Origin of the sequence: Meiothermus sp. QL-1 (assembly GCF_003351145.1) — a bacterium.
In the GTDB taxonomy this organism is placed as follows: Bacteria; Deinococcota; Deinococci; order Deinococcales; family Thermaceae; genus Meiothermus.
In genome coordinates, this window is the sequence record NZ_QQSV01000002.1 from 155,027 (window position 1) to 175,875 (window position 20,849).

A 20,849-nucleotide genomic window follows, 5' to 3' on the forward strand; every position below is an offset into this window, starting at 1 on the left:
AACCTTTGTCTAAGATACGTTTAGATTTGTAGGGCATGCCACAGGTCAAAGCCCAGGAGGAAGAGCCCCTGGAACAGAACCGCCAGGCCAAAGCCCCTGAACAAGGGGTTTTTCTGGCGGAGGAGGAAGAGCCCGGCCAGCAAATAGAGGATGTCCAGCCCGGCGTTGAGCCAAAGGAGCCGCCGCAGGTGGGCCGGATCCGGTTCCTCGCCCAGCCAGCCGGCGTAGGCCAGGGCCGCGTTGACCAGGCCCCAGGCCCCGCCCATGAACCAGAAGCCCCGCCAGAAGGGCTGGGGGTTGTACCAAAGCCCCAGCCAGCCCGCCCCAAGCCACAATAGGCCCCACAGCATGAGCTGCTGGGCTATCCGTTCGCCGATAGGCTCGCTCATCTGCGCACCCTTCGGGCCCGGCGGCAGGCCTCGGAACAGTACTTCACCTCCTCCCAGTGGCGGGCCCACCTCTTGCGCCACTGGAAGGGGCGGCCGCAGACTGGGCAGGACTTGTGGGGCAGGTGGGCCTTGAAGCCTTTCATCCTCGTCTGGCAATTCGCTGGGCCGCCTCCAGGTAGCGTTGGCGGGCTTTTGCCAGGTCTACCAGGGGGGTCTTGTAGGGACCGGGTCGTCCCTCCGACTCCGGTACCCAGCGCTCCAGCCAGCTTCCTTCGGGGTCGTGCTGCTCGGCCTGGCCGATCAAGTTGAAGACCCGGAAGTAAGGGGCCGCGTCCACCCCCAAACCCCCGGCCCACTGCCAGCCCTGCAGGTTGGAGGCGTTGTCGCCATCAAGCAGCAGGTCGCGGAAGGCCCGCTCGCACTTCTGCCACGGCAGAAGGGCCAGTTTGACCGCGAACTGGGCCACCACCATCCGCCCCCGGTTGGAGAGGAAGCCGGTGGCCCTGAGCTCCCGCATGGCCGCGTCCACCACCGGGATGCCGGTCTGGCCCTCCAACCAGGCTTGGAAGAGCTCGAGGTCGTCGTTCCAGGGCAGGGCTTCCCAACGGGGGTCAATGGCCCGCCGCATCATCTCGGGGTGGTGGTGGAGCAGGTGCCCGCTGAAGTCGCGCCAGCAGAGCTCGTTCACCCATTTCTGCGCCCCCTCCCCACCCACCCGCAGGGCCCTCTGCACCGCCAGGCGGGGTGAGAGCACCCCCAGGGTGAAGTAGTAGGAAAGCCGGGAGACCCCCTTCCCGTCCAGCGCGTCGCGGGTTTTGGCGTAGAAGGGAAGCTTGTTTGCCAGAAAATCCTCCAGCGCCCGCAGGGCGGCCTCCTCGCCTGCAGGGGGTAGGGGGATGCCCGGGGCCTCCTCGGGGACCTCCCCCATCTCCACCCCTGGGGGCAGGGCCACGGGGGGGAAGCGCTGCGGGGCCTCGAGGGGGGCTGGCGCCAGGTGGGCCCACCAGCGCTTGGAGAAGGGCGTGAAGACGGTGTAGGGCGTTCCGTCCGGTTTGGTGAGCCTGTCGGGCTCGAGGACGTACTGCCCTGGCAGAAGGTGTAGGGGACGCCCCAAGGCGGCAGCCACCTTGGCGTCGCGGAAGTGGGCGTAGGGGGTGGTGTTGCGCACGGCGAAGACCTGGCGAACCCCCAGGGCCTCCGCCACCTGCGGCAGCACCACCCAGGGCGGGCCGGTGCGCACCAGCAGGGTTCCCCCCCGCTGCTGATAGGCCTTTCGCAGGGCCCGGACGTTCTGGTAGAACCAGGCCCGCCGGCGGGGGCTGGTGTTCTCCAGAATCTGGGGGTCCAGGACCACCAGCCCCACCAGGGGGCCTTGGGCGAGGGCCTGGTGCAGGGCCGGGTTGTCGTGCAGGCGCAGGTCTGCGCGGTGCCAGACCAGGTTCACAAGCGCATCATCTCCCCTGGCCCCAGGGCAGAGTAGGGGATAGCCTAAATTTCAGCCCGCCTCGATGGGGCGGAAGGGCACCTCGAGGCCGGTGACATAGAGCATCCCCCCTTCCTCCTCCAGCCGCAGCCTGGGGAGAGGATGGCGCGGGGGGCCGTAAACCGCCCTCCCCCCCTGCAAGGGCTCGTAGGCGCCGAAATGGCAGGGGCAGCCCAGGAAGGGATGGTCGGTGCGGTAGTTGTAGGCGATGGAGCCCAGTTCGGGGTTATCCACGAAATTGACCGTGCAGCCCTGGTGGGTGCAGATGCGGGAGAGGGCCAGAAAGTGACGGTCCTCCAGCGAAAGCCCTCCCAATACCGGTTCGGGAAGGCGGAGGAGGATGGCCTTGAAGGGGCTGTCGTGGTAGCGGTACTCGAAGTACTTGAACTGCCAGACCCGATCGAACTCGGCCCAGGCGGCCACCGGCAGACGGGGGCCTGGGCGCCAGACCGGCTCGCCCACCTGGGCTTTGGTGAAGTGAATCACATAGGTGCGCCAGCCCAGCCAGCCAAAGAAGCCGCCGGTGATGGCGCTGGGGATGAGCCAGAGGAGGTCGCGGCGGTCAAAGCGGGGTTTCATAGGCCTTTGAGGTAGGCCAGAAGGGCCTCCATCTCGCCCTCACCCAGGGGTACGGCGGGCATCTGGCCCCGTCCCTTGAGAACGATCTCCCGCACCGCCTCGGGCACCCGCAGCACCGGGTTTCCCCTGAGCCGCGGACCCGAGCCCCCCTGGGCCTCCGCGCCATGGCAGGCCGCGCAGTGGGCCAGATAGACCCGCTGGCCCTGGTCTTCGCTGGCGAGCTGGCTTCTGGCAGTGGCGATGAGGTTTTCCACCTGGGCCCGGGCCTCGCCGCCGGCCTTGAGGTAGCCTTCCCAGGCCACGATGGCCTGGGCGGGGCGGCCTAGCTGGAAGTAGGCGTTGCCCAAAAAGAGCCAGCCTTCGGGCTCGTCGGGCTCGGCCTGCACCGCTATCTGCAAGGCCTGGACCGCTTCGGCCGGTCTCCCGCTCATGAAGAGGAGGACCCCGATGCGCCGCACGGCCTGGGGGTTGCGGGGCTCTTGTTCGATGACCCGTAGGTAGCCCCGCACCGCCCGCTCGAAGTCCTGCAGGGCGTAGGCCTCGTTGGCGTAAGCCAGCCAGTCGGCGGCCTTTCCGCTTCGCTCGGCCTGGCGCTCCAGCTCGCCCAGCCGCCGGGCCTCGTTGCGGCTGGTGATGATGGTCTCGCCGGGCAGGCGGGGCACGGTATAGGCCCAAAGCCCGGCCCCCAGCAGCAGAAGCCCTAGGGCCGCTCCCCCCAGGAGGGCGGGGCTCAGCCGGCGCGGTGGAGGGGAGTCTTGGCCCAGCTCGGCGAGCTGGCGCTCGAGGCGCACCGCCTGGGCCAGCAGGCGCTTGCGCTCCTCGCCCAGGGCCTCTTTGGCCAGGGTCTTTACCACCTCGAGCTCTGCCTTCAGCTCCTCTGGCCTGGGGCTTTTGGGGAAAGGCTCGGGCCGGGAGCGGAAGGGCCCCAGGGCATAGGCCAGGGCCAGCAACAACAGTAAGGCGAGTAGAAGATAGGCCAGCGTCATCGTCGATCCAGTTCGGCCTCGAGCCGGGCAATTTCCTCCTCCGGGACCTGGAGGGCGGTTTGCTCGGCCCGGGCTCGTACCTGCGCCTGGTAGCGCCAAAGCCCATAGCCCAAAAGCAGAAGGCCCACCAGGGGCGAGAGCCAGACCCAAAGGGTGGCCCCGCGGGCGGGGGGGTTGTAGAGAATCCAGTCGCCGTAGCGCTCCACGAAAAACTGTTTGATCTCGGCGGGGCTTTCGCCCTGGGCGAGCTTTTCAGCGATAATTCGGCGCATCTCCAGGGCAATGCCCGCGTTCGACTCCGCCGCCGACTCCCCCTGGCAGACCGGGCAGCGCAGCTCCCGCGCAATCTCGAAAACCTGGGGTGGGAAGTCGGGGGGTGGGGTGTTGGGGGCAGGCTGGGCCAGCACCCCCAGTCCCAGCCAGAGCAGAAGACCAAGCCGCTTCACCGTGCCACCTGCCTCAGGTACTCCAAAAGACTGGCCTCGTTCAGCTCCCCAATGTGCCGGGCCCGCACCGTGCGGTCCTGGGCGATGATGAAGGTTTCGGGCACGCCGGTGTAGCCGTACTCGATCCCGATGCGGCCCCGGGCGTCGTAGACGCTGGGGAAGCTTAGGCCATACTGGGCGATGAACCTCAGGGCCTCGCTTTCCTGGTCCTGCACATTGACCCCTAGGATGAGCACCTGGTCCTTGTGCGCCTGGTAGAAGCGCTCCAAAAGGGGGGCCTCTTTGCGGCAAGGAAGGCACCAGCTAGCCCATATGTTGAGGAAGACCGGCTTGTCCAGGACTTCCTTGATGCCGTACTCGAGGCCAAACTGCTCCTGGTAAGGCGCCAGCACCGGCAGGCTGAAGGTAGGGGCCGGCTTGCCCACCCGCACCGAGTCCAGGACCTCGGGGTTGGGCCGCTGTAAGCCCCAGTAGAAGAGGCCCCCTATGAGCAGAACCCAGACCGGCCAGAAGCGAAGCATGCTCAACCCAAGCTCGGCGCTGCCTCCCGGCTCGGTGCCCACGCTCCCGCCGGCCAGAGGATGTACGCCGTCCCCAGCACCATCAGCCCCCCCGCCACCCACAGCCAGAAGACCATGGGGGTGATGATGACCTTCAGGGTAGCCCACTGCCCTTTTTCCTGGTCGAACTGCATCAGCACAAAGTAGTAGTCGTTGTAAAGCGAGTACCGGACCACCGGGGTGGCCAGGGGTGAGCTCATCTGGGGGTAGAAGTTGAGCCGGGTCTCGTAGCGCCCGTCGGCCCCCCAGCCGTCCCGGCTGATCGAGCGCACCTCGATGGGGGCCAAAGCGGCGAAGCGATTGGCCTCCTCGCGGGCGGTGAGGGAGAGGAGGCGGATCTCAAGCCCCCGGGTCTGCCAGGCCTCGCCCACCTGCAGGGTCTTCTGCTCGGTGTAGCGGTAGGTTTGGCTGAAGGCAATGGCCAGGGCAGCCAGGGCCACCCCGAGGTGCACGATGTGCGAGCCAAAGCGGCGCCGCTGGGTGGCGGCGAGCTCAAAGAAGGCCCGGCTGGGCGGCAGGCCGAGGGCCCTGGCCCGCTCCCGCACCCCCTGGGCCACCATGAGCCCCACCGCGGTCAGGTTGTAGGCGAAGAGCCCTATCGCCAGCGACACCCCCAAGGACAGCCCCAGCCCCAGCCCGATCAGGAAGCCGGTGGCCAGGGCGATGAGCATGGCCGCGAGGTTCCGCACGACCTCCCCTCGGGTGTGCCGCCAGGGGAGCACCGGACCTATGCCCATCAGAAGCAGCATGAAGACACCCAGGGGCACCGAGACCTGGTTGAAGAAGGGAGCCCCCACCGAGACCTTGGCCCCGCTGGCGAGCTCTACCACCAAAGGCCACAGCGTGCCCACCACCACCACAAAGGCGAAGGTGCCGAAGAAAAGCGCCCCGGCCAGCAGCGCCCCCTCCCGGCTTTGCCAGCGCACCTCGCCGGCCTCGCGGATCTCGCGCGAGACCCGGGCCAGCAGGCCCAGCCCCAGCGCCATCACCCCCAGCAAAAAGGCCAGGAACCAGGCCCCCACCGGGCCGCTGGCGAAGGCGTGGACCGACTGGATTACCCCCGAGCGGGTCAGGAAGGTGCCGAAGACCGTGGCGGCGAAGGCCAGGGTGATGAAGGCAAAGTTCCAGCCCTTGAAAAGCCCCTTGCGCTCCTGTACCTGGGCGGTGTGGAGGAAGGCCGTGGCCAAAAGCCAGGGGATGAGGGAGGCGTTTTCCACCGGGTCCCAGGCCCAGTAGCCGCCCCAGCCCAGGATCTCGTAGCTCCACCACTTGCCGGTGAAGATGGCCGCGGTCAGGAAGCCCCAGGCCACCAGGGTCCACCAGCGGGTCTCGAAGATCCAGCTCTGGTAGCGCCGGGCCAGCATGGCCGCCACCGCATAGGCGAAGGGCACCGAGAGGCCCACAAAGCCCAGGTACATCAGCACCGGGTGCACCGCCATCATCCAGTGGTTCTGGAGCAAGGGGTTGGTGCCAAGCCCTTCGGGCGGGGGATTGGGCACGGCGTCGAAGGGGTGGGCCACGAAGACCATCACCGCGAAGAAGAAGACCTGGACCGCAAAAAGGGTGCCCAGGGCAAAGGGAGCCCGCCACACGTCAAGGCTGCGGCCCACCCGCAGGCTCACCAGCCAGGTGTAGAGGGTTTGCAGCAGAGCCCAGAGCAAGATGGAGCCCTCGAGGGCCGCCCAGGGCGTGACCAGCTTGACCCAAAGGGGGTTGACCGAGGCGCTGTGGTTGGCCACGTAGGAGACGCTGAAGTCGTTGGTGAGGATGGCCCACTCCAGCGCAGCAAAGCTCAGGGCCGCCGCCAGCAGGCTGAGGAGGGAGGTGCGCTGGGCTGCGCGCAGGTAGCGCCCGTCCTGCAAGAAGTGGGCCAGCGCCGATAGGCCAAGCCCCAGCAGGGAGAAAAGCAAGGCGGCGACCAGCGCGATTCCACCAAGGAAGCCTGGGGTCATCGGGTCTCCTCAATCAGCTTGCGCACCTGCTCCGGGGTCCAGCCCTCCTTGGGGGGCTGGTAGGACTCAGAGTGCTTTACCAACAGGTTCTGGCTGACGAAAACGCCCTCCTGGAAGCGGCCCTCCACCACCACCCCGCGGTTCTCACCGAAGAGGGCCGGGGGGGTAGCCCCCGAGGAGCGCACCGGGATGTCCTTCACCCCGTCCGTGACCACAAAGCGCAGCTCCAGGGTCTGGGGGTTGTAGTCGAGCGAACCTTCCTTGACCAAACCCCCAAGCCGCAAGGAGCGGTTCTGGTAGCGCTCGGCCTGCTGGAAGTACTCGCTGGGGGTGATGAAGTAGACCAGGTTCTGCCCCAACCCCCCGAAGACCAGGTAGGCCAGGGCCCCCACGATGACCCCTAGACCGACGATGTATTTGGCCTTCATCCTCACCTCTTGTTCTGGTAGCGCCAGATGAGATAGCCCAGGTAGCCGAAAACCGCGATGTAGACCGCCGCGTAGGTCCAGACCACAAAGGGGTTGGCGGGATTCCACAAGGGGTTTTCCACTGCTAGACCTCCTCCCGGGCAGCTTCGCGCGCTGCGATGATGCTGCGGAAGCGTACCAGGCCCACAAAAAGCAGGGTCAGGGCCGCCAGGTTGACCAGCATGGGCACCAGGATGCTGGCGTCCACCATAATCTTGCCGGTGGTGAGGTCGATGGACTGAGTCTGGTGGAGGCTGCGCCACCACTTTACCGACATGTAGCTGATGGGCACGTTGATGGAGCCCAGGATGGCCACCCCCGCGGCGGCCTTGGCGCGAAGCTCAGGGTCCTCGATGGCCCCCCGCACCACCACGTAGCCCACGTAGATGGCGAAGAGGATGGCGGTGGTGGTGAGCCGGGGCTCCCAGTCCCAGTACACCCCCCAGGTGGGTTTGGCCCAGAGCATCCCGGAGAGCAGGGCCAGGGCCATGAAGATGAGGCCCACCTCCACGGTGGCGGCGGCCACCCGGTCGAAGTGGGCCCTGCGCCGTACCAGATAGGCCACCGAGTAGAAAAGCGCAGCGAAGCTGGCCAGGTAGGCCATCCAGGCGGTGGGCACGTGCATGTGGAAGATACGGGCCACATACCCCTGGCTTTGGTCGGGCGGGGAGGACATGGCCATGAAAAAGCCCACCACCACCCCCAGCGTTCCCAGGGCCAGGATGGCCAGGGTCAGGCTATCCAGGCGGCTACTTAGGTTCGCGCTAAGCTGCATCTTGTTTCCCCCTTACGCTATTCTGACCGAAGCGGCGCCATCTGCCGTATATCAGATTACATCCAGCCTACTCCCAGCTTGGGGTTACCCCGGGTGGGTAATCCAGTATAGCCAAGAGTTATATGGGTCGTCGCCCTCGCTAGCCCTCGAGGACATGCGGGAATAGCATGGCAGCAGCCGTCACGTAGATGGCGTCGAAAACCAGAAGCAGCCTCAGCCAGTCCAAGACCTCGCCTACCGGGACGCCTTCTGCCAGGCTCTGGGTAAAGCGCATCGCGGCGAGCACCACGGGAATCACCAAAGGAAATACCAAAAGGGGCAGCAGCACCTCCCGCCCCCGCAGGCGGGCCAGCATGGCGGCGTAAAAAGTGGTGATGGCGGCGTAGCCAAGGGAGCCCAGCAGCAAAACCAGGACATACCAGCCCCACGGTTGAAGCGGCAGGTGGAAAAGCCCTCCGGCCAGCACGAGCAGGACCAGGCCTACCCCCAGCAGCAGGACGAGCTGGAAGAGGAGCTTGCCGAAGTAGATCCACTCCCGGCTGCCCGGCAGCAAAAGGAGGTCGTCGAGGGTGCTGTCCTCGACCTCGAGGCCGAAAGCCCGCCCGGCCAGGAGACTGCCGGCAAAGGCCAGCGCCACCCAAAGCACCCCCGGGGCGGCCTTGCGCAGCTCCTGCGGCGCTGGGCCGAAGGCCAGGGCCAGCACGAAGAGCATTACCACCAGGAAAAAGACCACGGAGAAGAGGCCGGTGCGCCCCCTGAACTCCAGGACCAGATCGCGCCAGGCCAGCCACAGGATTCGCTGCACAGGGAAAGCCTAGCGGCTGGCGGGTCAAAAATAAAGGCACTACAGCGCCACCACCCGGTCGGCCCGGTCCAGCCAGGCGGGGTCGTGGGTGGCGAGGACCACCCCGCCCCGGGCCCGGGCCGAGGCCACCAGCCCTTCCAGCAGGGCCTGCCCCTCGGCGTCCAGGGCGGTCTCGGGTTCGTCCAGCAGCCATATATCGGGGTTTTGCAGCCAAAGCCGGGCCAGGGCCAGCCGCTTGCGCATGCCGCTGCTGTAGCTGTGCACCGGTTTATGGGGGGGGAGGCCGACCTGCTGCAGGGCCGCTTGCACCTCGGCCAGGTTCACCCGCTGTCCGGCCAGCCGGAGGGCGTAGACCAGGTTTTCCTGGCCACTGAAGTGCCGGTAGAAGGCCGGGGGATGGCTCAGGAACCCCACCCGTCCCCGCACTTCAATCTCGCCCTGGGTGGGGCGCACCAGCCCAGCCAGCAGCCGCAGAAGGGTGGTCTTGCCTGCCCCATTGGGCCCGGTCAGGGCCACCACCTCGCGAGGGGCCAGGTGGAAGTCCAGCCGGCGCAGGACCCAGTCCCGCCCGTAGCGCTTGGAGACCCCCTGTGCCTCGATGAGCATCCGCTTCATCATAGAGGGGCTTCGCAACTTCTGCACAGGGTCTGGCTATGATTAGCCCGAGCATGTCGCAGAGCCCTCTGGAGCAGCGAGACTGGCATCTGCGCTCCATTCTTGAGGCCATACCCGACGACCTGATGCTGGTGGACCAGGAGGGCCATATCCGCGAGTACAAGGCTGGGAAGAGCCCCCACCACCTGCCGATGGACCGCTTCTTGGGCTCCACTTTGGCGGAGCTTCTGGCTGAGCAGGCAGAAGCGCTGATGGAGGTGGTGCGCCGGCGGTTGCCGCCCGAGCAGGCTCCGGTGGTACAGGTGGCCCTGGAGGAGCGCGAGTTTGAGGTTCGGGTGGTGCCGATGAACGAGGGCATGGCTTTGCTGCTTTTTCGCGATATCACCGCCGAGCGCCAGGCCGAGCGGCTCAAGGCCGAGTTCCTGGCAGCGGTCTCGCACGAGCTCAAAACCCCTCTGGCCACCATTTTGGGCTTCAGCGAACTTTTGCTGTACCACCGCCACACCCCCGAGGAGGCCCGGGAGTTTCTGGAGAACATCCACCACAGCAGCCTGCGGCTTCGCGATATGGTCAACAACCTTCTGGACACCTCCCGGCTGGAAGCGGGCCACTTCAGCCTGAGCTGCCAGCCCACCGATCTTCACGTGGTTCTGCTCCAGACCGCCCGCAGCTTCTCTGGGGTGGCCCGGCTGGGGCAGATCGATTTCCGCTGGGAGCTGGAGCCGCTGCCCATCCTCGAGGTCGACCCTGAGCGGGTGGCCCAGGTGGTGGGCAACCTGCTATCCAACGCCTTCAAGTTTTGCCCCAGGGGAGGAACCATCTGGCTGCGGGCCCGGGCCCATAGCGGCGTGCTGATTGAGGTCGAGGACACGGGCCCGGGGATTCCCCTGGAGGAGCAAGGCCAGCTATTTCGCCGCTTTGGCCGCACCCCCAGCGCTGTTGCCCGGGGGGTTGCGGGCACGGGGCTCGGCCTTTACATCTCCAGGGCCATCGTGGAGGCCCACCACGGGCGTATCTGGCTGGAGTCGGAGGAGGGCCGGGGGGCTAAGTTCAGCGTGTGGCTGCCGCTTTGAGAGTGGTGTAGGCTTGGGGCATGCTCCGGCTGGAGGGTCTTCGCAAGACCTACCCTGGCTTCTCCCTTCTGGTTTGGCTCGAGGTAGGTGCCGAAGAGACCCTGGCTCTTCTGGGCCCCTCAGGCAGCGGGAAGACCACCCTTTTGCGCTTGGTGGCCGGGCTGGAGACCCCAGAGGCGGGGGAGATCTGGCTGGGGGATACCCCCCTGGGCCCGCTACCCCCCGAGGCCCGGCGGGTGGGGCTCGTGTTCCAAGACTACGCGCTGTTTCCCCACCTGAGCGTCTACGAGAACATCGCCTTTGGCCTGCGCGAGGCCCGCTGGCCTGCCCAGCGCATCCGGGAGCGGGTGGCCGAGCTCTTAGAGTGGGTGCGGCTGGAGGCCCACGCCCAAAAGCGCCCCCACCAGCTCTCCGGGGGCGAGCGCCAGCGGGTGGCCCTGGCCCGGGCGCTGGCGGCCGAGCCTCGGGTCTTGCTGTTGGACGAACCGCTAGGGGCGTTGGATTTGAAGCTCAGGCAGGAGCTTCTTTGGGAGTTGAGGGCCCTTTTGCGCCGGGTGCGGGTGCCGGCGCTGGTGGTCACCCACGACCAGGCCGAGGCCTTCGCCCTGGCCGACCGGGTGGCGATTCTGCGGGAGGGGCGCCTGGTGCAGCAGGGCACCCCGGAGGCCCTGTACCGCCGCCCCAAAGACGCCTGGGTGGCCCGCTTCCTGGGGCAGCGGAACCTGCTCTCGCCCGAGGCCAGCCGGCAGGTGGGGCTGCCAGAGCGGTTTCACCTGGTGCCCCCAGAGGCCATCGTGTTGGGCCGTGGGGAAGAGGCACGGGTGCAGGAACGGCTCTTCAAGGGGCCTACGGTGGCCCTGGAGTTCCTGTGGCGTGGCCAGCGGCTCTACTGGGAGGGGCCGGAGCAGGGGCTTTACCCGGGGGACCGGGTTTTGCTCTGGGTGGACTGGTCGCGGGTGGTGGGGCTGGAGGAGGGCCCCGGTTTGCCGGTCTCAACGGAGTGAGGATGCGCTCATTTGTAGTTCTGCTCGGCGGGGTGCTGACCCCCACCCCCAGGGTTTGGGCCCAGGTAGCCGCCAGCCGGGTGATTGCCGCCGATGGGGGGATGGCCCATGCCCAGACGTTAGGGCTGGAGCCAGAGCTTTGGGTAGGGGATTTCGACTCGGCCAGCCCGGCCTTGCAGCAGGCCTTTGCCCACGTGCCCCGCGAGGTGCACCCGGTGGACAAGGACCAGACCGATGGTGAGCTGGCGGTGCAGGCGGCGCTGGCCCGGGGGGCCGAGCGGCTGGTGCTGGTGGGGGCCTTGGGGGGTCAGACCGACCAGGCCCTGGCCCATCTCTTGCTCGGCATTCGGCTGGCGCAGGAGGGGGTGTCCGTGCTGCTCACCTCGGGTTTGGAGGAGGCCCACCCCCTGGTGCCGGGCAGGCTGCGCCTCCACCTGCCGCCTGGCAGCCGGTTGAGTTTACTGCCGCTCGGGGGGCTGGGCGGCCTTTCCATCCGGGGGGTGCGCTGGCCCCTGGAAGCGGCGCAGGTGCCCCTGGGCAGCACCCGCACCCTCTCCAACCTGGCCACCGGTTCGGTGGAGCTCGAGCTCGCCTCGGGCTATGGGGTGCTGCTGGCCTACCCTACGGTTGGCGGGTGAGGCTTTGGTATATTCAGGTATGGACGCCCGGGGATGGGTGCTCAAGGCGGTGGAGGCCCTTCGCTTTGCCAGCGAGAAGGAAATTGCCCGCTGGCTGGATGAGGAGGGGGAGAGCTTTTCCCGGCACGAGCTACAGCGCACCCTGCAGCAGCTGCTGCAGGAGGGAGTGCTCGAGCTCAAAAACGACCTCTTTCGCCTCAAGCGCAAGGATGGGGGGGGCCAGGCCTTTGAGCGCCTCTTCCGCGACTAGTTATCTGACCTTCTCATGAAAAAAGCGGGATAAGTTCGAGTGGTGCGCATCCTGGTGCTTTGTACCCACAACTCGGCCCGCAGCCAGATGGCCGAGGGGTGGCTGCGCCACTGGGCCCGGGCCCAGGGTTTGGAGGCAGAGGTTTTTTCGGCAGGGACCGAGAAAACCTTTGTGAAGCCGGAGGCCGTCGAGGTGATGGCCGAGGTGGGCATCGACCTGCGCGGCCATACCTCCAAAACCCTCTACGAGCTGCCCGACCCTTGGAACTTCGACATAGTCCTCACGGTCTGCGACACGGCCGCAGAGCAGTGCCCATCGTACCCGGCCAAAACGCGAAGGCTTCACGTTGCCTTCCCCGACCCCACGGGCAAGGGGCTGGCCGAGTGGCGCCGGGTGCGGGACGCTTTGGGGCAGGTAAGCGCTCATCTGGTGCGGGCCCTGCGGGAAGGGCGGGTGCCCAGCGAGGAGGAGCTGGCGGGCGCGCTAGGCAGGGTGGGCTAGAGGGGCCCTATGGGGCGTAAGCTTTCGGTTCTCTTCCTGTGCAGCCACAACTCGGCCCGCAGCCAGATGGCTGAGGCTCTTCTGCGCCGAATCGGCGGCGATCGCTTCGATGTCTACAGCGCCGGTTTGCACCCCAGCGAGATCCACCCTCTCACCCGCCGGGTGCTGGCCGAGGTGGGCCTGGATATGGAGAGGCAGCACGCCAAGAGCCTCATGACCTACTGGGGGGAAAGTACAACTTCACCTACCTGATCGTCGTCTGCGACCGGGCAGAGCAGGAGTGCCCCTTGTTTCCCTTCAGCACCTACCGGCTCTACTGGCCCTTCCCTGACCCCAGCCGGGCGGAGGGCAGCGAGAGCGACCGGCTGGAGGTCTTCCGCCAGGTGCGTGACCAGATTGCCGAGCGGCTACAAGGCTAGGTCCGCGAGCTGGAGGCCAAGGGCCTTATTCCCCGGAGCACAAGCACCTGAGGTGGCATACTGGGGGCATGCGTATCTGGCTGGTGGGCATTTTGCTCCTGGGGGCTCCTGTCTGGGCCTCGAGCCTCCTCCTTACGGGGGCGCGCCACGAATACCAGCGCTTCAATAACTGCGGACCTGCCACCCTGGCCATGGCCCTGAGCTACTGGGGCTCTTCGCTGACCCAGCAGCAGATTGCCCCGGTGCTCAAGCCCAACAAAAGCGACAAAAACGTGAGCCCTGAGGAGATGGCGCGCTACGCCCGGGGGCTGGGCTTCGGGGTGCACCTTGGGGTGGGGGGAGACCTGGCGCTGCTGCGGCAGCTTTTGCGCGGTGGTTTTCCCGTCATCGTCGAGACCTGGTTCGTGACCGAGCATGGGGGGATGGGCCATTACCGGCTTTTGGTGGGGTATGACGATGCCCAGGGGTTCTTCCATGCTCTGGACAGCTACCTAGGCCCTAGGGTAAGGCTGCCTTACGCCGAGCTGGACCGGCTTTGGCAGGTCTTCAACCGCACCTATCTGGTGGTCTATCCAAAACACCGGCGGCTCGAGCTGGGTCCCAGGGCTTCGGCAGAGGCCGAGCTGGGGTTGGCCCTGCGGCGGGCCCGCCAGGAGATAGCCCAGAACCCCCTCGACCCCTTCGCCTGGTTCAACCTGGGCAGCAGCCTGCTGCAGCGGGGCGAGCCCTGGGCGGCAGCCCAGGCTTTCGATCGTTCGCGGCAGCTTCCGTTCGACCAAAGCCTTGACCCCCGCCGTCCCTCCGGCGTGCCCCATGGTTGGCCCTGGCGGATGCTCTGGTACCAGTTTGGCCCTTACGCGGCTTACTACCAGACCGGACGCTACCCGGAGGTGATCAAACTGGCCAGCGATGTGCTGGCCAGGGCCCCTGACCACGAGGAGAGCTACTACTGGCGTGCCATGGCGCGGAAGGCCCTGGGCGACGGGGCTGGGGCCCGGGCCGACCTGCAGGCCGCGCTGCGCTTCAGGCCCGGCTACCCCGAGGCCCTGCGGGCCCTGCAGGCTTTTTAGCTGGAAGCTTGCGCAGATGCGAACGGTTACCATTCTCAAAAACTATATATTCCGACTGGAATACTTGACATTAGGGCCGCAGCCCCATAGACTCCACCCTGGAGTCGGCAACGACTTTGGAGGTGTGAAGCATGGGATTGCAGAGACTTCTGGTTGCGGCGGTGGTGCTCGCTGTTGGTCTGGTGGCGGCTCAACAACAAACCCTAACCGTCTACAGCGGCCGGGGCCAGGGGCTGGTGGAGCCCTTGGTCCGGCAGTTTGAGGCCGAGACCGGCATCAAGGTCAACGTGCGCTACGGCCGCGATGCCGAGATTCTGGCTGCTTTGCAAGAAGAAGGCAGCCGCAGCCCGGCCGATGTCTTCTGGGCCAACACCGCTGGGGCCCTGGGGGCTGCTTCTGAGCGGGGGCTTTTCATTCCGCTGGCCAGCTCGCTTACCCAGCGGGCCACTGCCTTTGTTCCGGCCAGCCGGCAGTGGGTGCCCCTGACGGTGCGGCTCAGGGTGCTGGCCTACAACCCGGCCCGGGTCAAGCCAGAGGACCTACCCAAAAGCATCCTGGACCTGCCCAAGCTCACCCAGTACAGGGGCCGCATCGGCTGGACCCCTACCTACAGCAGCTTCCAGGACATGGTTGCGGCCATGGTGGTGCAGTTCGGCGAGGCCCGCACCCGCCAGTGGCTGGCCGAGATGAAGGCCCTGGAGCCCAAGGCCTACCCCTCCAACCCGGCCATGATGGAGGCTATTCGTGCGGGGGAGATCGACCTGGGTTCCACCAACCACTACTACATCCAGCGCTTTGTGCGGGCGGGCCAGCAGATAGGCACCTACTACTTTGCCGACGGGGACGCGGGCAACCTGGCGCTGGTCACGGGGGCCGGCATCCTCAGGACCAGCAGGAACGTCTCCACCGCCAACCGCTTTTTGCTCTGGCTGCTTTCGCCCAAGGCCCAGCAGTTCTTTGCCAGCGAGATCATCGAGTACCCCGTGGCGCGGGGGGTGGTATTGAGCAGCAGCCTGCTGCCTTTGAACCAGGCAGTGGCCAAGAGCCCCAGGGTGGATTTTGAAAAGCTTCCCTTGGAGACGGCGCTGCGGCTTTTGCGCGAGGCAGGCCTGCTGTAGGGCCGCTTCCCTTCCCGGCGCACCTGGGTGCGCCGGTTTTTCATGTGCCCCCATGCCAGCCCACAGCACAGGTGGCCCCAGCCAGGAAGGCTAGACTGTATAAGGCATGGATGCCGCAACTTTCACCCGCCAGTTTGCCGAGCAGACCATGAAGCAGTTTGGCCTCAGGGAGGAGGACGTCAAGCTCTTTACTTTTGTGCCGGAGCCCGACTAGGACCAGGACGAGATCGAGCAGGTCAAAGAGCAGGTGCGCCAGCACCTCGGCCTCGGGGGTGTGCTGGCTCTGGAGGACGCCATGCGGAAGCCCAAGAGGCACCCGAAGGCCTCGCAGGGCATCTTCTTCCTCAAGAACGGGGAAAGCCTTATCGCAGAGCAGAATCTCCCTATGTGGGCATAGAAGGCGGGGCGGGCAACCTGTCGGGGTGCTCCCTCATCCCCATTTCAGCCTGCTGGGCCTGGTGAATCCTATGGTGCTGGGGGTAGGGAGTGCCGTCTTCTGCCAGGGGCGCCTGGTGCTGCCATCGGGCCGGCCCTAGAGCTAGCCGATCAGTCCTCGAGCAGCCCCACGAAGCTCTGGGGGTCGGGGTCTATGCGCAGCCGCGCCCCGCGCACAGGGGGCAGGTTCTCCATCAGGGCCTGGATGCGGGCTTCCGAGCTTTTGAGCAAGAGGTGAAACACGTACTGGCCCCGCAGGCGGGCCACGGGGGCTGGGGCCGGGCCCAGGAGCTCGCCCGGCTCGGCTTTAGGTTTGAGCGCTGCAGCAAGCTGGAGGATGGCGTCGCGGGCCACGGGCTCCTTGGGGTGGGCCACCTCGAGCTTCACCATCCGGCAGGCTGGGGGGTAGCCCAAACTTTGGCGCAGGGCCAGCTCGCGGGCCATGAAGCTCTGCGGGTCGGCTTGCTCGAGGGCCTGGTGGGCGGGGTGCGCAGGCTCGAAGGTCTGCAGGGCCAGCAAAGGGCGGCGCCTGGGGTGCAGGTCGGCAAGCTGCCACAAGAGCCGGTGGTAGCGCTCGGCGGCGCGAAAGTCGGACTCGAGGATGAACCCGTCGGCATAGGGCAGGAGCACCAGGGCCAGCTCAGGCAAAACCGGCCCCCGCAAAATCGCTGTGGTGCCCACCAGCACGCCCGGCTCGCCCGCCAGAAGCTTGGTCAGGTCGTCCCTGGCCTCGGCGGTGTAGCGGTAGCGGGGCAGGGCGGGGAGCTGCTGGGCCAGGGCTTCCAGGAGCCACTCCACCCCGGGCCCTTTGTGCTCGAATAGGTCCGAGCGGCAGCGGGGGCATAGCTGGGGGGCCGGTTCTTCATGGCCGCACTGGTGGCAACGCAGGACGCCAACCCGCCCGCCCTTGTGGTAGCGCAAGGGCAGGGCGCAGTTGGGGCACATGGCCTTCCAGTCGCAGTCTTTGCAGCGCAGCACCGCGCTGTAGCCCCGCCTGGCCGAGAGCACGATGGCCTGGCGCTTTTTCTCCTCCACCTGCCGCAGAAGGGCTACTGCCGCCCCCGTAAAGGGCCAGCCCCGCTCCCGGCGCAGGTCCAGCAGGTGCGGGCGGGGCCGGGGAGGAGGCAGGCTTATGGCTGGGGCGCCCCAGACCTCGGTGCTGTTCACGCCTGAGCAGTAGTGCAGGGGTATGCCCAGGCCCTCGGCCCGCAGCCGGGCCAGCCTTGGCACGAAGGCCCTCGAGCCCCCCGGCAGCTTGTAGGCCTCCGAGGCCTCCTCCACCACCACCATGCGGGTGAATCCGCCCGGCAGCAAAAGGCCCTGGTAGGTGGCCAGCACCAGCCTGGGCGACCCCTGGCCAAGGGCCGCCCAGAGGCTGCGGCGTTCTTCCGGCTTCATCTCGCCATGGAAGACCCAGGCCCCAGGGAAGTGCTCCTGGAAGCGCCTGAGCAAGGCCACCTCAGGGAAGAGCACCAGGGCCTTTTCCCCCTGCACCAGCCAGGCCAGGGCCCGGATGCGCTCCCCAAGCCGCCCGCCCTCGAGCCGGACCGGCCGGTGCGGCAGGGGGAGGGGGTCTGGCGGCGGGCCGGGGGTGGGCTTGGGGGCGGGGCTGGCCTCCACCCAGCCGATGCATCCCTCTTCTAAGAGCCTGCGCACCACTGCTAGCCCCACCCCTGCGGCGCGGGCCAGTGCGGTCAGGCTTTCCGCCTGGCCCAGCTCGCAAAGGGCCTGCCAGGCGGCCTGGGCCCGCTTGCCAAGGGCTTCGGTTGGGGCTCGCAGCGCCTTCAGCACGCGCCGCCGCCGCGCCTCGCCCACCTCCTCCTGCAGCACCCCCCCCTCGCGCAGGAAGTCCAGCAGCCTGGGGTCGAAGCCGCGGGCCTCCTGCCAGCCTTCGGCCAGGGCCTCCAGACCTCTGGGCAGCACCGCGGGATCGGCTTCTGGGTGAAGGCGCACCCGGTGGTGGAGGGGGGGCTCGAGGAAGGGCAGCAGGTCGGCGAGCAGGGTGCCAATAGGGCAGAAGCTGTCGCGGGCTGCGGCCTCCAGGAAGTCCACCTCGGCCTGGCCCAGCCAGGGGGCTTCGTCCAGGTAGGCCACCGCCTCCCTCAGGGCGAAGCTTTTGCCCTGGGCTTCCTCGCTGCCCACCACCAGTCCTACCCGCAGCGCCCCCCGCCAGGGCACCACCACCCGCCGCCCCAGCCCCTCCGCTTCCCGGGCTCCGTGGGGGGGCAGGTAGGACATGGGCGCCAGGGGCAGGGGCAGGGCCACCCGGAGAACCCGCATCTTAGTCAGCGGCCACCTTCAAGCGCTGGCCAATCTCGGGGATGCGGGCCAGGAAGACGCCGGTGGGGCTGTTCGTGCGGGCCACCTCCTCCGGGGTGCCCTCGGCCACAATCTCACCGCCCCGCGCCCCCCCCTCCGGGCCCAGGTCGATGACCCAGTCGGCGGTCTTGACCACGTCCATGTTGTGCTCAATCACCACCACGGTGTTGCCCCCCTCCACCAGCCGGTGCAGCACGGCCAGGAGCTTGGCCACGTCATCGAAGTGGAGGCCGGTGGTGGGCTCGTCCAGGATGTAGAGGGTGCGCCCGGTGGAGCGGCGGCCCAGCTCGGTAGCCAGCTTGATGCGCTGGGCCTCCCCGCCCGAGAGGGTGGGGGAGGGCTGGCCCAGCTTCATGTAGCCTAGGCCCACGTCCAGCATGAGCTGGAGCTTGCGGGCGATGCTGGGAATGTTTTGGAAGAATTCCAGCGCTTCTTCTACTGTCATGTCCAGCACGTCGGCAATGTTCCTGCCCCTGAGCTTGACCTCCAGCGTCTCCTTGTTGTAACGCTTCCCCTTGCAGACCTCGCACTGCACGTAGATGTCGGGCAGGAAGAGCATTTCTATCTTCTTGGTGCCATCCCCGCCGCAGGCCTCGCACCGCCCCCCCTTTACGTTGAAGCTGAAGCGACCGGCCTCGTAGCCGCGCTTGCGGGCTTCGGGGGTCTTGGCGAAGAGCTCGCGGATCTCGTCGAAGATACCGGTGTAGGTGGCGGGGTTGGAGCGAGGGGTGCGGCCGATGGGCGACTGGTCGATTTCAATCACCTTGTCTAGGTGCTCCAGGCCCTCCAGGCCGTCGAAACGGCCGGGAATGGTCTTGGCCCGCATCAGCTCGCGGGCCAGCGCAGCATAGAGCACATCGTGCACCAGGGTGCTCTTGCCCGAGCCCGAGGGCCCGGTGATGGCCACGAACTTGCCCAGGGGGATGCGCAGGGTGACCCCCTTCAGGTTGTGCTCCCGCGCGCCCTTGAGCACCAGCCACTTGCCGTTGCCCTTGCGGCGGGCCTGGGGCACCGGGATGCGCATGCTGCCCCGCAGGTAGGCCCCGGTAAGGCTTTGGGGATGGGCCATTATCGCCTCCAGAGGGCCCTGGGCCACCACCTCTCCTCCGTGCACCCCGGCCCCAGGCCCCATGTCCACGATCCAGTCGGCCTCGCGCATGGTCTCCTCGTCGTGCTCCACCACTATGAGGGTGTTCCCCAGGTCGCGCAGCTTTTTGAGGGTGGCCAGGAGGCGCTGGTTGTCGCGGGGGTGAAGGCCGATGGAGGGTTCGTCCAGCACGTAGAGCACCCCGGTGAGGCCCGAGCCCACCTGGGTGGCCAGCCGGATGCGCTGCGCCTCGCCCCCGGAGAGGGTGTTGGCCGCCCGGTCGAGGGTCAGGTAGTCCAGGCCCACGTCCTCCAGAAAGCCCAGCCGGCTTAAAATCTCGCGCCAGATGGGGGCCGCCACCTGCATCTGGAAGGCGCTCAGGCTGCGGCGCTCCACGGGCTCGGCCAGCCCCTCCAGGCGGATGCGGTAGCCTCCCAGCTCCGCCTCCACCTCGCCCAGGCGGTTCTCGGCCAGGGCCAGGAAGAAGCGCTTGGCCTCCCGCACCGGCATGGCCGAGACCTCGGCGATGTTGAAGGCCCCCACCCGCACCGAGAGCACCTCGCGCTTGTAGCGGGTTCCCCCGCAGCTCGGGCAGGCCTTGAGGGTCATGTAGGCCTCCAGCGCCTCGCGCAGGCCCTCGGACTCGGTCTCGCGGTAGCGCTGCTCGAGCCAGGGGATGACCCCCTCGTAGCTGGTGGTGAAGCGCAGGGTCTCGCGCCCGCCCCGCCGAAAGACCACCTCGAAGGGCTCGGGCAGGCCGTAGAGCACCGCCCGTTGGGCCTCTGGGGAAAGGGTTTTGAAGGGGGCCCGCATGTCGAAGCCCAGGTGCTCTGAGAGGGCCCTGAGCCGGTCCCACAGGTAGCCCTTGCCGTTCTCGCGGCCCTTGCTCCAGGGAAGGATGGCCCCCTCGGCCAGCGAGAGCTCGGGGTTCACGACGAGCTCAGGGTCAAAGACCTGGTTGTAGCCCAGGCCCGAGCAGTCCGGGCAGGCCCCGTAGGGGGCGTTGAAGGAGAAGAGGCGGGGCTCCAGCTCCTCCAGCACGCTCCCGTGCTCGGGGCAGGCGAACTTCTCGGAGAAAAGCTCTTCCTCCCCTGTATCGGGGTACAGCACGCGCATCAGCCCCTCGCCCCGAAGCAGCGCCAGCTCCACCGACTCGGCGATGCGGGGGCGTTCCTCCGGCCTCAGGACCACCCGGTCTACCACCAGGTCGATGTCGTGCTTCTCGTACTTTTCCAGCCTGAGGCCCAGGGCCTCTTCCAGGGTGTAGATCACCCCGTCCACCCGCACCCGGGCGTAGCCCTCCTTTTGGAGCTGCTGGAACTCCTTGCGGTACTCCCCCTTGCGCCCCCGCACCAGCGGGGCCATCAGGATGGCCCGGGTGCCCTCGGGCCGGCGGAAGAGCCGGTCGGTGATTTCCGAGGCCGACTGGCGTTCGATGGGCCTTCCGCAGTGGGGGCAGTAGGCGGTGCCCACGCGGGCGAAGAGGAGCCGCAAGTAGTCGTGGACCTCGGTCACGGTGCCCACGGTGGACCGGGGGTTGTGGCTGGTGGTTTTCTGGTCGATGGAGATGGCCGGGGAGAGCCCTTCGATGCTCTCCACCTCGGGTTTTTCCATCACCCCCAGGAACTGGCGGGCATAGGAGGAGAGCGACTCCACATACCGCCGCTGCCCCTCGGCGTAGATGGTATCGAAGGCCAGCGTGCTCTTGCCCGAGCCCGAGACCCCGGTGATCACGATGAACTTCCCCCGGGGCAGCTCGAGCGAGATGTTCTTCAGGTTGTGCTCCCTAGCCCCCCGAACGACGATGCGGTCCATCGGCGCACTATAACACCTGGTTGCAGCTTATGTAAATAACATACACCATGAGGCGGGAAAGGT

General features: G+C 67.3%; 23 protein-coding genes. 9 read left to right on the plus strand and 14 right to left on the minus strand.

Features of this window, described 5'->3' with window-relative positions; genetic code table 11:
- Window positions 1–20 precede the first annotated feature (20 nt).
- The 12 genes from DV704_RS03540 to ccmA form a co-directional block, all read right to left on the minus strand.
- Window positions 21–389, minus strand: a complete 369-nt coding sequence (locus tag DV704_RS03540; protein ID WP_233498225.1) for a hypothetical protein — start codon at window positions 387–389, stop codon at window positions 21–23.
- The gene (locus DV704_RS03545) at window positions 386–532 is read right to left on the minus strand and encodes a DUF2256 domain-containing protein (RefSeq protein ID WP_114798191.1); all 147 of its coding nucleotides are present in this window, start codon (window positions 530–532) and stop codon (window positions 386–388) included. The genes DV704_RS03540 and DV704_RS03545 overlap by 4 nt, the downstream gene beginning before the upstream one ends.
- Window positions 529–1,833, minus strand: coding sequence for a deoxyribodipyrimidine photo-lyase (locus tag DV704_RS03550; RefSeq protein ID WP_114798192.1), 1,305 nt, complete (start codon window positions 1,831–1,833; stop codon window positions 529–531). The genes DV704_RS03545 and DV704_RS03550 overlap by 4 nt, the downstream gene beginning before the upstream one ends.
- A gap of 51 nt (window positions 1,834–1,884) precedes the next feature.
- The gene (locus DV704_RS03555) at window positions 1,885–2,451 is read right to left on the minus strand and encodes a ubiquinol-cytochrome c reductase iron-sulfur subunit (protein ID WP_114798193.1); all 567 of its coding nucleotides are present in this window, start codon (window positions 2,449–2,451) and stop codon (window positions 1,885–1,887) included.
- Entirely contained in the window at window positions 2,448–3,437 is a 990-nt protein-coding gene (locus tag DV704_RS03560) for a tetratricopeptide repeat protein (RefSeq protein WP_114798194.1), read from the minus strand. Before DV704_RS03560 ends, DV704_RS03555 begins: the two co-directional genes overlap by 4 nt.
- A complete protein-coding gene (locus DV704_RS03565; RefSeq protein ID WP_114798195.1) occupies window positions 3,434–3,883 on the minus strand; it encodes a cytochrome c-type biogenesis protein CcmH in 450 nt (149 codons plus the stop codon). Before DV704_RS03565 ends, DV704_RS03560 begins: the two co-directional genes overlap by 4 nt.
- The gene (locus DV704_RS03570) at window positions 3,880–4,404 is read right to left on the minus strand and encodes a redoxin domain-containing protein (RefSeq protein WP_114798420.1); all 525 of its coding nucleotides are present in this window, start codon (window positions 4,402–4,404) and stop codon (window positions 3,880–3,882) included. The genes DV704_RS03565 and DV704_RS03570 overlap by 4 nt, the downstream gene beginning before the upstream one ends.
- 2 nt (window positions 4,405–4,406) lie before the next feature.
- Window positions 4,407–6,395: a heme lyase CcmF/NrfE family subunit gene (locus DV704_RS03575; protein ID WP_114798196.1), complete on the minus strand. Its 1,989-nt coding sequence runs from the start codon at window positions 6,393–6,395 to the stop codon at window positions 4,407–4,409.
- Window positions 6,392–6,823, minus strand: a complete 432-nt coding sequence (ccmE, locus tag DV704_RS03580) for a cytochrome c maturation protein CcmE (protein ID WP_114798197.1) — start codon at window positions 6,821–6,823, stop codon at window positions 6,392–6,394. The genes DV704_RS03575 and ccmE overlap by 4 nt, the downstream gene beginning before the upstream one ends.
- Window positions 6,824–6,947: 124 nt before the next feature.
- A complete protein-coding gene (ccsA, locus tag DV704_RS03585) occupies window positions 6,948–7,637 on the minus strand; it encodes a cytochrome c biogenesis protein CcsA (RefSeq protein ID WP_114798198.1) in 690 nt (229 codons plus the stop codon).
- A 139-nt stretch (window positions 7,638–7,776) separates the two neighbouring features.
- Window positions 7,777–8,442 (minus strand): heme exporter protein CcmB, encoded by a 666-nt coding sequence (locus DV704_RS03590; RefSeq protein WP_114798199.1) that lies wholly within the window; start codon window positions 8,440–8,442, stop codon window positions 7,777–7,779.
- A gap of 39 nt (window positions 8,443–8,481) precedes the next feature.
- Window positions 8,482–9,048, minus strand: coding sequence for a heme ABC exporter ATP-binding protein CcmA (ccmA, locus tag DV704_RS03595; protein ID WP_114798200.1), 567 nt, complete (start codon window positions 9,046–9,048; stop codon window positions 8,482–8,484).
- A 62-nt stretch (window positions 9,049–9,110) separates the two neighbouring features.
- On the opposite strand from ccmA, the gene DV704_RS03600 reads away from it, so the two are divergent.
- From DV704_RS03600 to DV704_RS03635, 9 genes are all read left to right on the plus strand, one after another.
- The gene (locus DV704_RS03600; RefSeq protein ID WP_233498226.1) at window positions 9,111–10,130 is read left to right on the plus strand and encodes a PAS domain-containing sensor histidine kinase; all 1,020 of its coding nucleotides are present in this window, start codon (window positions 9,111–9,113) and stop codon (window positions 10,128–10,130) included.
- Between the two features lie 20 nt (window positions 10,131–10,150).
- Entirely contained in the window at window positions 10,151–11,134 is a 984-nt protein-coding gene (locus DV704_RS03605; protein ID WP_114798202.1) for an ABC transporter ATP-binding protein, read from the plus strand.
- A 2-nt stretch (window positions 11,135–11,136) separates the two neighbouring features.
- Window positions 11,137–11,772 carry a thiamine diphosphokinase gene (locus DV704_RS03610; RefSeq protein WP_114798203.1) on the plus strand — a complete coding sequence of 212 codons (636 nt, stop codon included), beginning with the start codon at window positions 11,137–11,139 and terminating at the stop codon, window positions 11,770–11,772.
- A gap of 19 nt (window positions 11,773–11,791) precedes the next feature.
- Window positions 11,792–12,022, plus strand: coding sequence for a hypothetical protein (locus DV704_RS03615; protein WP_114798204.1), 231 nt, complete (start codon window positions 11,792–11,794; stop codon window positions 12,020–12,022).
- Between the two features lie 42 nt (window positions 12,023–12,064).
- Entirely contained in the window at window positions 12,065–12,523 is a 459-nt protein-coding gene (locus DV704_RS03620; RefSeq protein WP_114798205.1) for an arsenate reductase ArsC, read from the plus strand.
- A gap of 9 nt (window positions 12,524–12,532) precedes the next feature.
- Window positions 12,533–12,775, plus strand: a complete 243-nt coding sequence (locus DV704_RS12270; protein ID WP_233498227.1) for an arsenate reductase ArsC — start codon at window positions 12,533–12,535, stop codon at window positions 12,773–12,775.
- Between the two features lie 35 nt (window positions 12,776–12,810).
- Window positions 12,811–12,942 carry a hypothetical protein gene (locus DV704_RS12400; RefSeq protein ID WP_255419440.1) on the plus strand — a complete coding sequence of 44 codons (132 nt, stop codon included), beginning with the start codon at window positions 12,811–12,813 and terminating at the stop codon, window positions 12,940–12,942.
- 68 nt (window positions 12,943–13,010) lie between these two features.
- Window positions 13,011–14,012 carry a C39 family peptidase gene (locus tag DV704_RS03630; protein WP_114798206.1) on the plus strand — a complete coding sequence of 334 codons (1,002 nt, stop codon included), beginning with the start codon at window positions 13,011–13,013 and terminating at the stop codon, window positions 14,010–14,012.
- A 131-nt stretch (window positions 14,013–14,143) separates the two neighbouring features.
- Window positions 14,144–15,130 (plus strand): iron ABC transporter substrate-binding protein, encoded by a 987-nt coding sequence (locus DV704_RS03635; protein ID WP_114798207.1) that lies wholly within the window; start codon window positions 14,144–14,146, stop codon window positions 15,128–15,130.
- A 546-nt stretch (window positions 15,131–15,676) separates the two neighbouring features.
- On the opposite strand, the gene DV704_RS03640 is transcribed toward DV704_RS03635, so the two are convergent.
- Window positions 15,677–17,845 (minus strand): primosomal protein N', encoded by a 2,169-nt coding sequence (locus DV704_RS03640; RefSeq protein WP_114798208.1) that lies wholly within the window; start codon window positions 17,843–17,845, stop codon window positions 15,677–15,679.
- Window position 17,846: 1 nt separating this feature from the next.
- Window positions 17,847–20,786, minus strand: a complete 2,940-nt coding sequence (gene uvrA, locus DV704_RS03645) for an excinuclease ABC subunit UvrA (protein WP_114798209.1) — start codon at window positions 20,784–20,786, stop codon at window positions 17,847–17,849.
- Between the last annotated feature and the right edge of the window lie 63 nt (window positions 20,787–20,849).

Excerpts from the sequence above, each read along its gene's own strand:
- DV704_RS03540 (WP_233498225.1), bottom strand. The coding sequence starts at position 389 with ATGAGCGAGCCTATCGGCGAACGGATAGCCCAGCAGCTCATGCTGTGG.
- DV704_RS03545 (WP_114798191.1), bottom strand. The coding sequence starts at position 532 with ATGAAAGGCTTCAAGGCCCACCTGCCCCACAAGTCCTGCCCAGTCTGC.
- DV704_RS03555 (WP_114798193.1), bottom strand. The coding sequence starts at position 2,451 with ATGAAACCCCGCTTTGACCGCCGCGACCTCCTCTGGCTCATCCCCAGC.
- DV704_RS03560 (WP_114798194.1), bottom strand. The coding sequence starts at position 3,437 with ATGACGCTGGCCTATCTTCTACTCGCCTTACTGTTGTTGCTGGCCCTG.
- DV704_RS03570 (WP_114798420.1), bottom strand. The coding sequence starts at position 4,404 with ATGCTTCGCTTCTGGCCGGTCTGGGTTCTGCTCATAGGGGGCCTCTTC.
- DV704_RS03575 (WP_114798196.1), bottom strand. The coding sequence starts at position 6,395 with ATGACCCCAGGCTTCCTTGGTGGAATCGCGCTGGTCGCCGCCTTGCTT.
- ccmE (WP_114798197.1), bottom strand. The coding sequence starts at position 6,823 with ATGAAGGCCAAATACATCGTCGGTCTAGGGGTCATCGTGGGGGCCCTG.
- ccsA (WP_114798198.1), bottom strand. The coding sequence starts at position 7,637 with ATGCAGCTTAGCGCGAACCTAAGTAGCCGCCTGGATAGCCTGACCCTG.
- ccmA (WP_114798200.1), bottom strand. The coding sequence starts at position 9,048 with ATGCTCATCGAGGCACAGGGGGTCTCCAAGCGCTACGGGCGGGACTGG.
- DV704_RS03600 (WP_233498226.1), top strand. The coding sequence starts at position 9,111 with ATGTCGCAGAGCCCTCTGGAGCAGCGAGACTGGCATCTGCGCTCCATT.
- DV704_RS03605 (WP_114798202.1), top strand. The coding sequence starts at position 10,151 with ATGCTCCGGCTGGAGGGTCTTCGCAAGACCTACCCTGGCTTCTCCCTT.
- DV704_RS03610 (WP_114798203.1), top strand. The coding sequence starts at position 11,137 with ATGCGCTCATTTGTAGTTCTGCTCGGCGGGGTGCTGACCCCCACCCCC.
- DV704_RS03615 (WP_114798204.1), top strand. The coding sequence starts at position 11,792 with ATGGACGCCCGGGGATGGGTGCTCAAGGCGGTGGAGGCCCTTCGCTTT.
- DV704_RS12270 (WP_233498227.1), top strand. The coding sequence starts at position 12,533 with ATGGGGCGTAAGCTTTCGGTTCTCTTCCTGTGCAGCCACAACTCGGCC.
- DV704_RS03630 (WP_114798206.1), top strand. The coding sequence starts at position 13,011 with ATGCGTATCTGGCTGGTGGGCATTTTGCTCCTGGGGGCTCCTGTCTGG.
- DV704_RS03635 (WP_114798207.1), top strand. The coding sequence starts at position 14,144 with ATGGGATTGCAGAGACTTCTGGTTGCGGCGGTGGTGCTCGCTGTTGGT.
- DV704_RS03640 (WP_114798208.1), bottom strand. The coding sequence starts at position 17,845 with ATGCGGGTTCTCCGGGTGGCCCTGCCCCTGCCCCTGGCGCCCATGTCC.
- uvrA (WP_114798209.1), bottom strand. The coding sequence starts at position 20,786 with ATGGACCGCATCGTCGTTCGGGGGGCTAGGGAGCACAACCTGAAGAAC.